The organism is Lentibacillus salicampi, from assembly GCF_004565465.1.
GTDB classification, from domain to species: domain Bacteria; phylum Bacillota; class Bacilli; order Bacillales; family Amphibacillaceae; genus Lentibacillus; species Lentibacillus salicampi.
Genome location: NZ_SRHY01000007.1, coordinates 14228 through 31295 on the forward strand (window position 1 = coordinate 14228; position 17068 = coordinate 31295).

The 17068-nt window shown below is 44.1% G+C and carries 13 protein-coding genes; 12 read left to right on the top strand and 1 reads right to left on the bottom strand.

Translation table 11 applies throughout. The annotated features are described in order from the left end of the window. The first annotated feature begins 21 nt into the window (after nt 1–21). The 8 genes from prfB (at nt 22) to E4U82_RS07470 (ending at nt 8893) form a co-directional block, all read left to right on the top strand. Nucleotides 22–1123 (top strand): peptide chain release factor 2 gene (prfB, locus tag E4U82_RS07435; RefSeq protein ID WP_135109575.1). Its coding sequence is split into 2 segments (ribosomal slippage): nt 22–93 and nt 95–1123, totalling 1101 coding nucleotides; the frame shifts between segments, so codons are not numbered across the junction. A 160-nt stretch (nt 1124–1283) separates the two neighbouring features. After that, nucleotides 1284–1652 carry a cytochrome c551 gene (gene cccB / locus E4U82_RS07440; RefSeq protein ID WP_135109576.1) on the top strand — a complete coding sequence of 123 codons (369 nt, stop codon included), beginning with the start codon at nt 1284–1286 and terminating at the stop codon, nt 1650–1652. A gap of 471 nt (nt 1653–2123) precedes the next feature. After that, complete coding sequence (ftsE, locus tag E4U82_RS07445; RefSeq protein ID WP_135109577.1) at nt 2124–2810, top strand: cell division ATP-binding protein FtsE; 687 nt, start codon at nt 2124–2126, stop codon at nt 2808–2810. Further along, nucleotides 2800–3693 (top strand): permease-like cell division protein FtsX, encoded by an 894-nt coding sequence (ftsX, locus tag E4U82_RS07450; RefSeq protein WP_135109578.1) that lies wholly within the window; start codon nt 2800–2802, stop codon nt 3691–3693. The genes ftsE and ftsX overlap by 11 nt, the downstream gene beginning before the upstream one ends. Nucleotides 3694–3750: 57 nt before the next feature. Continuing rightward, the gene (locus E4U82_RS20450) at nt 3751–5136 is read left to right on the top strand and encodes a murein hydrolase activator EnvC family protein (RefSeq protein WP_135109579.1); all 1386 of its coding nucleotides are present in this window, start codon (nt 3751–3753) and stop codon (nt 5134–5136) included. Between the two features lie 166 nt (nt 5137–5302). Beyond that, on the top strand, nt 5303–6760 hold the full coding sequence (locus tag E4U82_RS07460) for a S41 family peptidase (protein ID WP_135109580.1): 1458 nt from the start codon (nt 5303–5305) through the stop codon (nt 6758–6760). Between the two features lie 182 nt (nt 6761–6942). Then, nucleotides 6943–8127 (top strand): PDZ domain-containing protein, encoded by a 1185-nt coding sequence (locus tag E4U82_RS07465; RefSeq protein WP_135109581.1) that lies wholly within the window; start codon nt 6943–6945, stop codon nt 8125–8127. A 226-nt stretch (nt 8128–8353) separates the two neighbouring features. Then, the gene (locus E4U82_RS07470; protein WP_135109582.1) at nt 8354–8893 is read left to right on the top strand and encodes a YkoP family protein; all 540 of its coding nucleotides are present in this window, start codon (nt 8354–8356) and stop codon (nt 8891–8893) included. Here the strand turns inward: E4U82_RS07470 and E4U82_RS07475 are convergent. Beyond that, the gene (locus E4U82_RS07475) at nt 8853–9734 is read right to left on the bottom strand and encodes a metallophosphoesterase (RefSeq protein WP_135109583.1); all 882 of its coding nucleotides are present in this window, start codon (nt 9732–9734) and stop codon (nt 8853–8855) included. The genes E4U82_RS07470 and E4U82_RS07475 overlap by 41 nt on opposite strands. A gap of 95 nt (nt 9735–9829) precedes the next feature. Here E4U82_RS07475 and E4U82_RS07480 point away from each other — a divergent pair, with 95 nt between their 5' ends. From E4U82_RS07480 to E4U82_RS07495, 4 genes are all read left to right on the top strand, one after another. Continuing rightward, a complete protein-coding gene (locus tag E4U82_RS07480) occupies nt 9830–10939 on the top strand; it encodes an MGDG synthase family glycosyltransferase (protein WP_135109584.1) in 1110 nt (369 codons plus the stop codon). A gap of 229 nt (nt 10940–11168) precedes the next feature. Continuing rightward, a complete protein-coding gene (gene uvrB / locus E4U82_RS07485; protein WP_135109585.1) occupies nt 11169–13151 on the top strand; it encodes an excinuclease ABC subunit UvrB in 1983 nt (660 codons plus the stop codon). Between the two features lie 95 nt (nt 13152–13246). Next, nucleotides 13247–16126 carry an excinuclease ABC subunit UvrA gene (gene uvrA, locus E4U82_RS07490; RefSeq protein WP_135109586.1) on the top strand — a complete coding sequence of 960 codons (2880 nt, stop codon included), beginning with the start codon at nt 13247–13249 and terminating at the stop codon, nt 16124–16126. A 456-nt stretch (nt 16127–16582) separates the two neighbouring features. Further along, nucleotides 16583–16930 (top strand): YojF family protein, encoded by a 348-nt coding sequence (locus E4U82_RS07495; protein WP_135109631.1) that lies wholly within the window; start codon nt 16583–16585, stop codon nt 16928–16930. Nucleotides 16931–17068 lie beyond the last annotated feature (138 nt).

A 17068-nucleotide genomic window follows, 5' to 3' on the forward strand; every position in this document is an offset into this window, starting at 1 on the left:
TAAACTTTTGAGGTGAGACATATGGAACTTGTTGAAATTGGAAATGAACTTGAACACATGGCGAAACGGATGACTGACTTCAGGGGGTCTCTTTGACTTAGACGTCAAAAGAGAGCGCATCAAAGAACTGGAAATGGAAATGGCGGATCCTGCATTCTGGGATGATCAGGAGAAAGCACAAACATCGATTGATGAGATCAACAGCCTTAAAAACTATGTACAAGGGTTCGACTCTTTGGAAAAAAACCTCGAAAATCTTGAAGTATCCTATGAACTGGTGAAAGAAGAAAATGATCAGGAATTATTCGATAACCTTGAAGAAGAGTTAGCAGGTTTGCGAAAAGAGATGAACGATTTTGAATTGCTGATGTTGCTGAGCGAGCCGTACGATCAGAACAATGCTATCCTGGAATTGCACCCAGGCGCTGGTGGCACGGAATCACAGGATTGGGCAAGTATGCTTTTGCGGATGTATCAGCGCTGGGCAGACAAAAAGAATTTCGCGGTTGAAACATTGGATTATCTACCTGGGGATGAAGCCGGGGTCAAAAGTGTGACATTATGGATTAAAGGCCACAATGCATACGGCTACTTGAAAGCGGAGAAAGGCGTCCACCGGCTCGTAAGAATTTCACCATTTGATTCATCCGGCAGGCGGCATACATCATTTGTATCATGTGATGTCACGCCTGAGATGGACGATGACGTGGACATCGAAATAAGAAATGAAGATGTAAAGATTGATACGTATCGGGCAAGTGGTGCGGGCGGTCAGCATGTCAACACGACCGATTCGGCTGTCCGGATGACACACTTGCCGACCAACACGATTGTAACGTGTCAGTCAGAACGTTCACAAATTCAGAATCGTGAACGTGCGATGAAAATGCTCCGGTCAAAATTGTACCAGCAGGAACTGGAACGTCAGCAGCAGGAACTTGCTGAAATACGTGGAGAACAGCGGGAGATCGGCTGGGGCAGTCAAATTCGTTCGTATGTTTTCCAGCCCTATACGATGGTAAAAGACCACCGCACAAATGTGGAAGCAGGCAATGCGCAAGGTGTCATTGACGGAGATTTGGACCCATTTATTGACGCCTACTTGCGTTCTTTGATCAATTAAAAAAGTTCATGAATTTGACATATATTGTTAAACCCCTGACCTGCCTGATTATACAAGCCCGTCGGTGTTCAGAAACGTGGTTTGGTCGTTTTATTTTTTTAGTATTGGGTTATAATAATGATGATAAGTTTTTTACTAAATTATGTTAGGGGGATTTAACATGAAAAAGTGGTTATTGACCATCCTGTTCGGTACTGCGCTTGTGCTTGGCGCTTGCGGCGGAGGTGATGAAGGCGGAAACGGTGACACTGGTGATAATGGTGACACGGGTACTGAAGAATCCGCCGACGATAATGGCGGCGAAACCGCAGCAGCTGGCGAAGAAATTTTCCAAAACAACTGTGCACAATGTCATGGGCAGGATCTTTCAGGTGGAATGGGTCCTGATCTGACATCAGTAGGTGCAGATCATTCCGCCGATGAAATTGTGGATATTATACACAATGGTAAAGGCGACATGCCACCGCAGAAGCAGGTTTCAGATGAAGATGCTCAAACACTCGCTTCCTGGTTAGCCGATAAAAAATAATACGCATTTTTCCTCATAAAAGTTTGGTCTGTTGGATGTTTATAGGCCAAACTTTTTTGTGTTCTTTGAGCTTCTGACGACACGCCATTAGAGTCAACAGAGATAAAAACACCCTCTCCAATTCTCCATAATCTGAGGCAATCTTATAAAATGTTACAAAAAAAGAACCCGGAAACTTAAAATGAAATGAAAATGTAATATAATAAGCCTAAAATTTATGATGAAAAATGTTATAATAGATAAAAATTACATAAACTAGCTCGCTTGAAAGAAAGAGCAAAGTCTTTTTTGAAAGATTGAAATCGATTATTCGGGGTTTAGACGTTTAATTACCGAAATTCCTCGTTCCACCCGAACTGACTTCCGAATCCTTGAAGGAAGAGTCACCCTTTTCCTCTTTTTGTTTGATACAGTTTACACAAAGAACCAACAACATGATAGACCACATTATGGATTAAAGGTGATAGATACATGATAAATATGACGGATGTTTATAAGACCTATGCTAATGGCGTTACGGCCCTGAATGGGATTGATATAAATATTGAACAGGGTGAATTTGTGTATGTTGTCGGACCAAGCGGTGCGGGAAAGTCAACATTTATCAGACTTATCTACCGTGAAGTAAAGCCGACAAATGGCACAATCATCATTAATGATACGGACTTGAGCACCTTGAAAGAAAAAAAAGTACCATTTTTACGACGGGATGTTGGCGTTATTTTTCAGGATTTCAAACTGCTGCCCAAACTATCAGTCTACGAAAATATCGCATTTGCCCTTGAAGTCATTGAAGAATCCCCCCGCAATATCCGCAAACGTGTCATGGATGTACTTGAGCTTGTTGGCTTAAAGAATAAGGCACGGTTCATTCCGGATGAATTATCAGGAGGTGAACAGCAGCGTGTATCGATTGCACGTGCGATTGTTAACCAGCCTAAAATTGTCATTGCGGACGAGCCTACCGGAAACTTGGATCCCGAAACATCCTGGGGGATCATGCGAGTTTTTGAAGAGATTAATACTCGTGGTACGACGATCATTATGGCCACCCACAGCAAAGAAATTGTCAACACGGTTAAAAAACGTGTTGTTGCAATTGAAGACGGATTAATCGCGCGTGACGAACATCGAGGTGAATACGGCTATGAAGCTTAGAACAACCAAGCGCCATTTAAGGGAAGGGTTGAAAAATATTTTCCGGAATGGCTGGATGACTGTAGCGGCGGTTGGAGCCGTCACAACGACATTACTGCTGGTGGCGGCTTTTCTCGCGTTAATGCTGAATCTGAATCATATGGCTGGCGGCCTTGAGGAAGATGTACAGATTAAAGCATTAATTGATCGCACTGCAAATGAAGAACAAATACAGGAACTTGGAACAACCATTGAACAAATTGAAGGAACAGAAAGTGTCGCATTTTCCTCCAGTGATGAAGAGCTTAACCAGTTAATTGAAGGCATGGGGGAAGAAGGCAATACCTGGCAGATGTTTGAACAGGATAATCCATTACGCCATGCGTATATCGTCAAGGCAACGGACCCAACCGATACAGAAGCCCTGGCCAGTCAGATTAATGACCTGGATAATATTCAGGAAGTAAACTACGGTCAGGATGTGATTCACCGGTTATTCCAATTTAACGAGTATGCACGAACTATTGGATTGGTTCTGATTGCCGGGCTAGTCTTTACTGCTATATTCCTGATTTCCAACACCATTAAACTCACGATTATGGCACGCAGCAGAGAAATCGGTATTATGAAGCTCGTTGGAGCAACGAACGCCTTCATTCGCTGGCCATTTTTCATTGAGGGCATGCTGCACGGGGTGTTAGGTGCCATTATTCCAATTACGGTTGTCTTGACAGGGTACTATTACCTGTACAACAATCTTGGCGATCAGATTACCTATTCGTTCGTGGAATTATTGCCATTTAACCCATTTGCCTGGCAGTTATCGCTCATTATTTTGCTGATTGGAACATTCATCGGGATTTGGGGAAGTGTCATGAGCGTACGCAAATTCCTGAAAGTCTAAGAAAACACAACTTAAAGTCAAATTGCACCAGATATAGCAGAGAGAGGGGAAACGAGAATGAGAAAATTTATTTCCTATTTACTGATTGTGCTCATGATTGTCGGCACCGGTCTTATCGATTGGCAAAAAGTATCTGCTCAATCAAGTGACGAACTTGAAGAGGAGATTAAAAGTAAAAAAAATGAACAAAATGAAATAGAAGAAAAGAAATCCGAACTGAAGGACGATAAACAGGATACAGAAGAAAAAATTGAAGAAAATCTGGATGAACAGGACAGTGTTAACAATGAGATTGATTCAATTGATCAGGAACTTTCCGGTACCAGGGAAAAAATTGCAACAAAAGAAAATGAAATAGCTGATACAAATGCACAGCTTGACGAGTTAAGCAGTCAAATTGATGAACTTAATGCACAAGTCGAACAATTAAAAGAAGACATTCAGGAATTAAAAGAACGGATAAAAAAGCGGGAAGAATTACTCAAAGATCGTCTTCTCGCCATTCAGTCAAATGGCGGGAGCATGAAATACATAGAAGTAATATTCGGTTCCAAAAATTTTGGTGATCTAATCAGCAGAACCTCGGCAGTCAATACGATTATGGACCAGGACAAAAACATTATGGAAGTTCATAGGCAGGAAAAACAGGAAGTTGAGGATAAGCAAGCTGAAGTAAAGGATAAGAAAAAACAGGTTGAACAGAACAAAGCTGAAATAGAAGACAAGAAAGCATCGCTTGAGAGCCAAAAGCAAGAGCTTGAATCACTGAAAGCACAATTGGACGAGCAGATGAGTGACAAAGAAAGCCTGCTGGGTGAACTGGAAGAAGAGCAGCATCAGCTTGAGGACTATAAAGTAAGTCTGGAAGATGAACAGGAAATATTACAAAAACAGGAAGCAGCGAATCAAAAAGCGATCGAGCTTGCCAAGCAGCAGAAAGAAGAAATGCAGCAGCTTGCAGAGGAAAAAGAAACAAATAATAACTCAGGTGGTAATTCAGGTGGATCATCTGGTACAGTAACCAATTCAGGTAATGGAAAGTTCAGTCGGCCTGTCTCAGCTGGTATTACATCCGGATATGGCCAGCGCTGGGGTTCACTTCATGCCGGCGTTGACTTCGGGGTTGGAGTAGGTACGTCAGTTGGATCCGCTGCTTCCGGTGTTGTTATCTCAACCCATAGAGAGAATGATGGTTCGATGAATGGTTACGGAAATGCTGTATTAGTATCTCATTCAATGAATGGGATATCTTACACGACATTATATGCCCATTTGAGCAGTATCTCTGTTTCAGCAGGCCAGACAGTCAGTAACGGCCAGACAATTGGGGCAAGCGGAAATACCGGAGCTTCAACCGGACCGCACTTGCATTTTGAAATTCATAAAGGCGGCTGGAACGCAGCAAAAAGTAATTCCGTTAATCCAATCAATTATCTCAACTAAAATTAAGTGAATGGCATTGCATTTTGCTTGCATAAACTATAGTATTATAGGCATCGCACATTACGGTGTGATGCCTTTTTGTAGATAATAAGCAATAATCCTTGCCTACTTCCTTCGACTTCTAAAATGGACAAGCGACCGGCAAATTATAAGTTGGGGTGAAAAGATGAAATTGAAAAAGCAGCATATAGCACTTTTGCTGATGGCAGCGCTGATTCTTGGATTTGTGGGTGCATTTCTGGGTGTGAGATTGGCACAGCCTGATCCCGATCCGACGGGAGAGCTGGCAGATCAGACGGAGACATCCGGCCAGAACAGCAGCGCACCACCGGCCAACATGCAAAAAGTGACGCAGTCCTATAATTTAATCAAGGAACATTACCTGGAGGATGTTGAGGACAAGCAATTAATTGAAGGTGCCATCCAAGGTATGGTTGCCTCATTGGAAGACCCATACAGCTCCTATATGGATGTGGAGTCAATGGAACAGTTTAACGAAACGATTGAGTCCTCGTTCGAAGGTATTGGCGCTGAAGTAAGCATGGTTAATGGGAAGGTTACCATTGTTTCACCTATTAAGGATTCACCTGCCGAAGAAGCTGGGTTAAGGCCAAACGATCAGATTTTGAGTGTTGATGGTGAAAGTGTTGATGGGCTGAATTTAAATGAAGCAGTTGAAAAGATTCGCGGTAAAAAAGGTTCCGAAGTTGTTATCGAAGTGCAACGTTCCGGTGTGTCCGACCCGTTTGATGTGACCCTTGAACGCGATGACATACCTGTGGAAACCGTTTATTCTGAAGTGGAGTCAATCGATGGGAAGAAAACGGGTGTCATTGAAATAACGTCATTTGCGGAAAACACAGCAGAACATTTCACCCAACAATTGAAAGAACTGGAAGATGATAATATTGAAGGCCTGGTGATTGATGTTCGAGGCAATCCGGGGGGTGTCTTATCAGCTGTTGAAGGCGTGCTGGAAAATTTCATTCCAAAAGATGTACCGTATGTTCAAATTGAAAATCCGGATGGTAAAAAACAAAAATCATATTCAAACCGGGAAGAGAAAAAGCCATATCCAATCAGTGTACTGGTTAATGAGGGTAGTGCATCGGCTTCAGAAATTTTAGCAGTGGCCATGAAAGAAGTTGGCTATGATGTTGTTGGGACGAAAAGCTTTGGCAAAGGCACCGTTCAACGTGCTGTACCGGTTGGCGATGATGGAAGCAGGATTAAATTAACCTTTTTCAAATGGCTTTCACCCGAAGGTACGTGGATCCATGAAAAAGGCGTGAAACCGACTGTCAAAGCGGAACAGCCTGATTATTATTTTACAAACCCTGTGCAGATCGAAGAACCTCTCACGTATGATAAGAACGGCGAAAATGTGAAAAGTGTACAGGTGATGCTGGAAGGAACGGGCTATGATCCGGGGCGTACCGATGGTTATTTCAGTCAGGAAACGGAAGCTGCCGTTGAAAGCTTTCAAGCAGACAATGATCTGGAAGTGACCGGAGAAGTCGATGAAGAAACAGCAGGATTAATCGAAACGACTGTCGTTGAACGAATCCGCAACGGTGAAGACGACCTTCAAATGGATAAGGCAATGGATGTTTTGTATAAGTAAACAGAATCGAGCATTTAAAGTTCGTTAGCCTCCTGTTTAAGGAGAGATTCATATCTGTTACATGTGGGATAGGGTTTATCCGCGGGTTATGCCCGCGGATTTCTTTTCACAGTATGCAGGAAATGTTTCGACAAATCGCGAATATAATCATAGACCAGAAGTTATGGCAGAGGGTGATCATGATGGTAGAATCCTGGATGGTGGAACTGGCAAATGGAGTCGGGAGGTTTTTCTTAAATCCTCTCGTATACTGGGCAATTATTTTAGCAATGGCTGTCGGCTACAAACGAATTAAAAAAGAACGGCACCATTTCGGCCTGAAGATTTTTGATATCTTTTCAGAATGGAAAAATACATGGCTGATATCGATGCTATTTGGTTTCGGATTATCCATTATAACCATCGGAGCGGGTATGGTTTTTTCATATGATACCATCATGCTTATAGCAGTTGTGACAATTCTGCTTAGTTTATCATTACGTTTGACGATGCTGTCGCCTGTTTATACGTTCGGAATAACGTTTTTACTGTTGTTGCTGGCTCCTATTATACTTGAAAATCAATCGTTTACCGATTTGAATTTATTTGCGGCGCCTAATTTTACCGGTTTGAGTTTGCTGTTAGCCTTGTTACTCCCGGCTGAGGCATTTTTGTTAAAGCGGCACAAACGGAATAAAACATTTCCGGATATGGAATTGGGACGGCGTGGAACGTGGATTGGTGTCCATCATCTTAAAAAAATGACACTCATTCCTTTTTTTGTTTTGATTCCGGCGGGTCCGATTACCTCAATTGCGCCTTTTTGGCCGTATTTTTCATTGGGTGGTGAAACGTACAGCCTGATGCTCGTACCGTTTATAATCGGATTTGATCATGTGATCAGAAGCGATCTGCCTGAAAAAGCCGCTGCTCGTTTAGCGAGATCAACCCATATATTAAGTGTGGTGGTCCTGCTTCTGGCAGGCGGAAGTATTTTTATCGGCTGGCTCTCCCTGGCAGCTATTGTTGTCGGCATCATCGGACGCGAGTATCTCAGCTACAGACACCGGATAATGGACCGGCAAAAAACACCTTTCTTTAGTCAGACACCGAGAGGAATTAAGGTATTGGCAGTCATTCCCGGGACACCTGCAGATCGCGTGGGAATTCTGGTTGGTGAAACGATTGTCAAAGTCAATGGAAAGAAAATAGACTGGATCGAACAGTTTTATTACGCACTGCAGGAAAGCGGGGCTTTTTTCAAACTGGAAATAGTCGGGGACAATGGCGAAGTCCGGTTTGTTCAAAGTGCTCTTTATGAGGAAGACCACCATGAATTAGGGGTCATTACGGCAGCCAGTCGCCATCGGGATAAACAGCTCGCTTAAAGTGAAACTTCATTTCGTGGCGTGTTCTGATAAAGGGGCGCAATGGCTAATCGTAAGTCAACTGCCAACGCCCTTGTGACCTGCATTGCAGCCCCGAACAGATTAAGGAAAAACCTGGCATCCTCCACTGCCGGGTTTTTATTTTTGGTTTAAAATACCTTCAATATTCTATTTCCCATAAAGCAAACTAAGGAGTGTAAACCAGTTAAAGAAAAGGAAAAAAGGTATGAAAAGCTATTTATTGACGATATGGAACACGCTTGATCCCATTTACTTCAACTTTACAAGGCTTCATCATGTGGCTGATCATGAACGCAATCAAACGATATTCCGAGTCAGGCTCACCAAATACAGAGGTTCGTCTGTCGTTCTGGAAGATGGCACAACCATTCATAAACAGGACTTGCTTCTGAAAATTCACTTGCACAACGTTCGAATGATCCGTGAGCTAAAGAATGCTAAAAGCGAGGTTCAACGCGCCTTACTGTTATATCATAGGATCCGTAATGATTTACAGTGTCTTTCCCACTACATTGCAAAACACCCCAGACGCCACGAAATAAAAGCTGTTATTGGCATTACGATGTTAACCAAAGGAACAAAGCGACTGGGATTTGAAACATTTGCAATCCAAAATGGGTATTACCGGCGATTTAAACAGCTGACATGCCTGCTGATTAATTTTATTGCAGACAGGTCATGCGGGAGCCCGCCTGCCTATCTGTTCATGTCGATGAACCGGCTGCTGAACTATTCAAACGTTTAAATGAGGCACGTTTGGAATGACTAAGAGGAATCTGGTGAAATGTTATTTCGGGTCTCGAACCGATCCGTATATTGAGCCCGGTCTGTCCAAGTCCTTCACTGATATAAAAGGGAGTTTCATGATGCATATGCAAGCCTTTAATTACATTTTGCTTTGCGAGTCGGCCCATTTTAGCGAGATGGTAGGCTTTCGGATAGCAGATTTGGCCACCATGAAAATGCCCGGCCATTAAAAAATCGAACCGGTATCCCTGCATATGAAGAACGACGTTGGGATCATGCGTCAGGACGACCGTCGTTCCCGTTCCTTCTTGAACATCCTGATACGCTAACGTCACGTCACTTCGGTTCGTACTGTCGTCATCAATCCCAACGATGTTGAGCAGTTGCCCATGCACGGAAATGGTTTCACTTTCATTTTGCAGTACATGGATATCATGCTCCTGCAAAACGGTCATTAGCTCGGCCAAATCTTCGGGTTTCAGGACATAATCATGATTCCCCAAAACGGCATAGATACCATAGGCGGGTTTCATGTCTTGGAGAACGTCTAAATAGGGCAATAGCTTTGGGATGCTGCGTTTGCGATCCAGGAAGTCACCGGTCAGAGCGACGATATCAACGGATTCATCTTTCAGCTTGGAGGCCAGCTGAGATGGTGTCAAGGATATGTTTTCCAAGTGTAAATCGGATAGATGAAGGATGGATAACGACGGGAACTGCTTAGTCGAATCAGGAAGAATATTGATTTTATTTATCTGTATATCCTGTGTATTTTTGTAGGCTTTGTACAGGAAATAGCTAATACATACGATTATAAATCCTATTAAGACATAGATCATTGAACGACTCCTTTCCAATCAGATTATAGCATTCACATCATCAACACGCATTGGTAATTGAAGCCAACAAGCTGGTTTGCAATGGAGGGAACACAATGGAAACGGCACTATTTTTACCATTTATGCAAATTCCAACCGGGCATCATCATGTGGCAGATGCCTTAATCGAAGACATCGAATCCCGCCAGCTTCAGGATATCGTATGCAGCAAAGTGGATATATTGTCGTATAGTTATGGCAGTTTGGAGAAAATTGTTTCGTTCGCCTATTTAAACTGGATTAAATATTTCCCGGATGTCTATGACTGGCTGTACAGGTGTGCTGCTTATAAAAAAACATCCTTCCATAACCGTCAGTATCTTTATGAAGCTATGTTCATTCATTTTTTTAAACAGCTGACGAACCGGCAAAACGCCCATATTTTATTTTGTACCCACGCCCTGCCATCAAATATGGCAAGCGTTTTAAAAATGAAAAACAAACTGAAACCTGTCACGGTCAATGTTTATACGGACTATTTCGTAAATGACCTCTGGGGGATCGAGGGGATCGATTACCACTTTGCTCCGACGATGCAGGTCAAAGACTATTTAATGGCAAAAGGCGTGCGGCCCGAACAAATTTACGTAACTGGCATACCAGTTGGGCATGTATTTCAGACCGAGACAGGAAAGGTGAAGACAGACGACACGATTACCAGAGTACTGGTGACCGGCGGCAGTCTGGGAGTGGGGTCACTTAGACATTTGCTGATAGCGCCCAAGTCCGACAATATTCATTATTATGTGCTTTGTGGCAAAAATGAAGCATTGTATCAGGAATTGCTCGCGAACGAATCGCGTATGGTCACACCGTTTCCGTATATCGCAAACAAAGCCGAAATGAATCTGCTGTATGATCAAGTTGATGCGGTCTTGACTAAGCCTGGCGGGGTTACGGTCAGTGAATGCCTCATGAAACGAAAACCGGTTTTTTTATATCATCCATTGCCCGGACAGGAAAGAATCAATGCCAGGCAACTGCTGGAGCTGAACGTGGCCATTCCGGCTGATATAGGTGAGAATATAGAGGAGCAATTGCTGCGATTTTTATCGGATGAAGTGAAACGAAGGGCGTATGACGAAAATCTTGACATCTATCATGAATGTCTTGAAAAACGGCCCCCATCGGTATTGATGAGAGAAATGATTGGGCAAAAACATTAGCAGGCCTGAAGCTGATGTTTTTTAGTATGTAGTTCTCCGCGATCATCATCCTTCTCCCCCGGGTTAAGCTGAAACAGTTAAGGCAAGCGAACCCTTCATAAATGATTTTCCCCCCGCGTATCGGGTAAAATGGATAATGTATAAAAGAAATGAATAGAACAACGAATATTTGTTCGTTAATCATTAAATGTGATAGAATAGATTGAGATGATGAACGGAGGTTTTCGTTTTGGAAAATAAATTTGAACTGGTAGCACAATACGAGCCTCGCGGTGATCAGCCTGAAGCAATCAGGGACATCGTGGAAAAAGTTAAAGCCGGACAGCGGCATCAAACATTATTGGGTGCGACAGGTACTGGAAAAACATTTACCGTATCCAACGCTATCCAGGAGATTAATCGGCCGACACTGGTGATCGCCCATAACAAAACATTAGCTGGCCAACTGTATAGTGAGTTCAAGGAATTTTTTCCGAATAATGCTGTCGAATATTTTGTCAGCTATTATGACTATTATCAGCCGGAAGCGTATGTCCCATCGACCGATACGTTTATCGAAAAAGACGCCAGCATTAACGACGAAATCGATAAACTGCGGCACTCGGCAACATCTTCGCTGATTGAGCGCCGTGATGTGTTGATCGTTGCCAGTGTATCGTGCATTTATGGTCTGGGTTCACCAGAAGAGTATGCGAGCCAGGTGCTTTCGTTAAGAATGGGAATGGACAAGGACCGCGACCAGCTTTTGCGTGATTTGGTTGATATTCAGTATGCCCGGAACGATATCGATTTTCAACGCGGAACATTCCGCGTTCGCGGTGACTCGGTCGAGGTCATTCCGGCTTCACGAGAAGAACATTGTATCCGGATTGAATTTTTCGGGGATGAAATCGATCGGATCCGAGAGGTTGATGCGTTAACTGGTGAAATTATCGGTGACCGGGAACATGTGGCCATTTTCCCGGCGTCCCACTTTGTCACTCGTGAAGAAAAGCTGAAAAAAGCAATTGAAAATATCAAAAAAGAATTGGAAGAACAGCTGGCTGAGTTGCGCGAACAAAATAAACTGCTGGAAGCGCAGCGGCTTGAACAGCGAACCAATTATGATATTGAAATGATGCAAGAGATGGGTTTTTGCTCTGGGATTGAAAACTATTCCAGGCATTTGACGTTTCGGGAACCTGGGTCAACGCCATACACATTAATGGATTTTTTTCCGGATGATTTTCTGTGTGTCATTGATGAATCACATGTTACATTGCCGCAAATAAGAGGAATGTATAATGGTGACCGGGCCCGTAAGCAGGTATTGGTTGACCACGGTTTCCGTCTGCCGTCTGCACTCGATAACCGCCCATTAAAGTTTGGGGAATTTGAAAAAGCGACCAATCAGCTGATTTATGTCTCGGCAACACCTGGGCCATATGAACAAGAGCATGCTCCGGACGTTACGGAGCAGATCATTCGTCCGACCGGTCTATTGGATCCGGAAGTTCAGGTTAAACCAATCGATGGTCAGGTGGATGATTTGATTGCGGAAATTAAGAAGCGCTCTGAGCGGAATGAACGTGTGCTGGTCACGACGCTGACGAAAAAAATGTCCGAGGACTTAACAGATTATTTAAAGGAAATTGGTATAAAAGTTGCTTACCTGCACTCGGAAATTAAGACATTGGAGCGGCTCGAAACGATTCGGGATTTGCGCGTCGGTAAATACGACGTGCTTGTTGGTATCAACCTTCTGAGGGAAGGACTGGATATTCCGGAAGTGTCCCTAGTCGCTATTTTGGACGCTGATAAGGAAGGTTTTCTCCGTTCTGAACGCTCACTCATCCAGACGATGGGACGTGCGGCTCGTAATGAACGTGGTGAAGTCATCATGTACGGTGATAAGATTACAAATTCCATGCAAGTCGCGATTGATGAGACAAACCGGCGCCGTGAAAAACAAATGGCCTATAATGAACAGTACAATATTACACCAACAACGATTCGCAAAGAAGTCCGCGATGTCATTCAGGCAACCGTTGCAGCCGAGGACGCGGAAGATTACGAAAACAAAAACACCGTTGCCGAGTTGTCAAAAACAGAGAAAATGAAAATGATCGACAATATGGAAAAGGAAATGAAGGAAGCAGCAAAAGCGCTTGATTTTGAAAAAGCTGCCGAGCTCCGGGATATTGTGTCTGAACTAAAGGCAGAAGGCGCCTGATAAAGCGAAACTTCATACAGCGCCCATTAAGGCGATAAATAGTACGGCAATCTTTAAATGCAGCCGATCAAGCAAAGTGGAAGGATGACCTGTTCATGCCAACGAAAGAAATTAAAATCCAAGGCGCCCGTGCGCATAATTTACGAAATATCGATGTATCCATTCCTAAAAATAAGTTCGTCGTTCTGACTGGATTGTCCGGATCAGGTAAATCATCATTGGCCTTTGACACAGTTTATGCAGAAGGCCAGCGCCGTTATGTGGAATCGCTGTCCGCTTATGCACGGCAATTTTTAGGCCAAATGGATAAGCCTGATGTAGACGCCATTGAAGGACTGTCACCATCGATATCAATCGACCAGAAAACAACGAGTAATAACCCGCGTTCGACGGTTGGCACCGTTACGGAAATTTATGATTATTTACGCTTATTGTATGCCCGTGTGGGACACCCGACATGTCCGCGGCACGGGATTGAAATTAGTTCCCAGACGGTACAGCAGATGGTGGATCGGATACTCGAGTACCCTGAACGGACGAAAATGCAAATCCTTGCACCTGTCGTTTCCGGCCGTAAAGGTGAACATGTTAAAGCGATTGAAAAACTGAAACAGGAAGGTTATGTCCGGATTCGTGTTGACGGAGAAATGCGTGAGGTGACGGACGACATTCAGCTTGAAAAAAATAAAAAACATTCAATTGAAGTGGTTGTCGACCGGATCGTTGTCAAAGAAGGTGTCTCCGGCCGTCTGAGTGATTCGATTGAAACCGCACTGGGGTTGGGTGACGGGAATATTATCGTCGATGTCATCGGTGATGAGGAGCTAACGTTCAGCGAAAACCATGCATGCCCCATTTGCGGTTTTTCCATCGGCGAACTGGAACCACGGCTGTTTTCATTCAACAGTCCGTTTGGGGCGTGTCCGTCTTGTGACGGTCTCGGCACAAATCTTGAAGTGGATCTGGATCTGGTGATTCCGGATTGGGAGAAAACACTTAAACAACATGCGATTGCACCATGGGAACCGGTCAGTTCACAGTATTACCCGCAGCTCCTGAAAAGTGTTTGTGACCATTATGGAATTGACATGACGATTCCGGTCAAGGATATTCCGAAGAAACAGATGGACAAAATTTTATATGGAAGCGGCAAGGAAAAAATTCATTTCAGCTATCAAAATGACTTTGGCAAACTGCGCGATAATCATATTTATTTTGAAGGTGTTTTGAATAACATCGCCAGAAGGTACCGGGAGACACCGTCTGATTTTACCCGGGAACTGCTGGGAAAATACATGGCAAACAAAAAATGCCCAACATGTCACGGGCACCGGCTCAAAGAAGAAGCACTGGCGGTGTTAGTGAACGGGAAGCACATCAGCGAAGTGACGGATTATGCTATTACGGAATCCAAGGCTTTTTTTGAGGGTCTCGAACTGACCGAGAAGGAAGAAACCATTGCCCGCATGATCTTGAAAGAAATAATCGATCGCCTGGAATTTTTGAACAATGTGGGACTTAATTATCTGACACTGTCACGTACTGCCGGCACATTGTCCGGTGGTGAGGCACAGCGCATCCGGCTGGCAACACAAATTGGTTCAGCGCTGACAGGTGTGTTGTATGTGCTGGATGAACCCTCAATCGGCCTGCATCAGCGGGATAATAACCGGCTGATCAATACGCTGAAACAGATGCGTGATCTGGATAATACATTAATTGTCGTTGAGCATGATGAGGATACCATGCTGGCAGCTGACCATTTGATCGATATTGGTCCGGGAGCTGGCGAGCACGGTGGAGAGGTAGTTGCAAGCGATACACCGGAAAATGTGAAAAAAAACAAAGCGTCACTGACAGGAAAATATCTGGCAGGTGACGAGTATGTGCCAATTCCGACAAAACGACGCAAACAAAACAAGCGGAAGCAGATCAAAGTTGTCGGTGCCGAAGAAAATAACCTGAAAACTATTGATGCATCCTTCCCGATTGGGCTGCTGACGGTTGTGACTGGGGTTTCCGGTTCCGGCAAAAGTACGTTAGTCAATGAAATTTTGCACAAATCATTGGCCAAACAATTGAATCGCGCTAAAGTTAAACCGGGAAAACACGAGAAGATTAACGGCCTCAAGAACATTGAGAAAGTGATCGATATCAACCAGTCACCAATCGGCCGGACACCACGGTCAAATCCGGCAACCTATACTGGTGTGTTTGATGATATCCGTGATGTTTTTGCCCAGACAAATGAAGCCAAAATCCGTGGCTATAAAAAGGGCCGGTTCAGTTTTAACGTGAAAGGCGGCCGCTGTGAGGCTTGCAAAGGCGACGGCATCATCAAAATCGAAATGCACTTTTTGCCGGATGTTTACGTGCCTTGTGAAGTATGTCATGGCAAACGGTATAACCGTGATACGCTGGAAGTGACCTATAAAGGGAAAAATATCGCAGACGTTCTGGAAATGACCATTGAAGAAGCACTGAACTTTTTCGAAAATCATCCGAAAATCAAACGGAAGCTACAGACCGTTTACGATGTCGGACTTGGCTATATCACATTGGGACAGCCTGCCACAACTTTATCAGGCGGTGAAGCACAGCGTGTAAAACTGGCAAGTGAGCTGCATCGCCGGTCTAATGGGAAATCACTCTATATTCTGGATGAACCAACTACAGGGTTGCACACCGACGATATCAGACGGCTGTTGGATGTGCTGCAACGGCTCGTCGATAATGGTGATACGGTCCTGATTATTGAGCACAATCTGGATGTGATCAAAACAGCGGACCACATTATTGATCTTGGCCCAGAAGGCGGCGGTGGCGGCGGCGAAATTATTGCGACCGGAACGCCTGAAGAAATCGCGGATAACGGAGCCTCCTATACAGGGCACTATTTGAAACCGATTTTGGAACGAGACCGCAAACGAATGGAACGAGACATGAAGCAACGGGAAGAAGTCGGATCGAAATAGTCATACAGACAGTAAGCTTAGCTTGAGCTTACTGTCTTTTTTGATTTTTAGAAGTGGGCCATGCCAGCAACCATGAACGGTGAAGCGGTGAATATCAAAGGTGGAGCGAGAGACATCAACGGTAGTGCGGTGAATATCAACGGTGGGGCGAGGGACATCAATGGTAGTGCGGTGAACATCAACGGTGGGGCAAGGGACATCAATGGTAAAGAGTTGAACATCAAAGGTGGAGGAGGAAGTATCAACGGTAAAGCGGTGACCATCAATGGTGGAGGAGGAACTATCAACGGTAAAGCGGTGACCATCAAAGGTGGAGGAGGAACTATCAACGCTAAAGCAGCGACCATCAACAAAACTGACCATGAGCCGGAGATCGACATCCAGTCAAAACTTTTGACGCAATCCCGTCGTTCCGATAAGGTTAAAAAAGAAGGATTACCGGGGAGGAACGTCATGATGAAACCAATCGAAATTGAAAAGGTTCAACAACTGCTGGAAGGGTTCATAAATAAGGATGTCTATATTCATTTGGAAACGACGAATGGCGCTTATGCGGGTCACTTTAATAAAGCGAATAAAGTGGGTGCTTACATCCGCAATGCGAAGATCAATTTTTCACAGGCAAAAATTATCGGTGACGGTCATAGTTACCGGGCCGGACTGAAAACTGAAATGGGCTGGGTCTACGCTGAGGGCTTGACGGATTGGACCATACACAAAGACCATCAGTTATTGATGGCGGGGCATGATCACGAAGGCCGGCTGACGGTTGCCTTGCATATCAGTGAAACGCCGCTGGGTTAATCATAATCAACAGCTAAAAATCGTATCAGTAAAGGAGGGGACGCCTCCACTGAATGAAGTTCCACTTTATCCCGCATGTAATGGGACAATAAGCCCTCCAAAAATGAGGGTGAACTGTCCATAAATGCCTGATAAGCT

Bases quoted from the DNA above. Each gene is read 5' to 3' on its own strand.
- cccB (WP_135109576.1), top strand. From the start codon at position 1,284: ATGAAAAAGTGGTTATTGACCATCCTGTTCGGTACTGCGCTTGTGCTT.
- ftsE (WP_135109577.1), top strand. From the start codon at position 2,124: ATGATAAATATGACGGATGTTTATAAGACCTATGCTAATGGCGTTACG.
- ftsX (WP_135109578.1), top strand. From the start codon at position 2,800: ATGAAGCTTAGAACAACCAAGCGCCATTTAAGGGAAGGGTTGAAAAAT.
- E4U82_RS20450 (WP_135109579.1), top strand. From the start codon at position 3,751: ATGAGAAAATTTATTTCCTATTTACTGATTGTGCTCATGATTGTCGGC.
- E4U82_RS07460 (WP_135109580.1), top strand. From the start codon at position 5,303: ATGAAATTGAAAAAGCAGCATATAGCACTTTTGCTGATGGCAGCGCTG.
- E4U82_RS07465 (WP_135109581.1), top strand. From the start codon at position 6,943: ATGGTAGAATCCTGGATGGTGGAACTGGCAAATGGAGTCGGGAGGTTT.
- E4U82_RS07470 (WP_135109582.1), top strand. From the start codon at position 8,354: ATGAAAAGCTATTTATTGACGATATGGAACACGCTTGATCCCATTTAC.
- E4U82_RS07475 (WP_135109583.1), bottom strand. From the start codon at position 9,734: ATGATCTATGTCTTAATAGGATTTATAATCGTATGTATTAGCTATTTC.
- E4U82_RS07480 (WP_135109584.1), top strand. From the start codon at position 9,830: ATGGAAACGGCACTATTTTTACCATTTATGCAAATTCCAACCGGGCAT.
- uvrA (WP_135109586.1), top strand. From the start codon at position 13,247: ATGCCAACGAAAGAAATTAAAATCCAAGGCGCCCGTGCGCATAATTTA.
- E4U82_RS07495 (WP_135109631.1), top strand. From the start codon at position 16,583: ATGAAACCAATCGAAATTGAAAAGGTTCAACAACTGCTGGAAGGGTTC.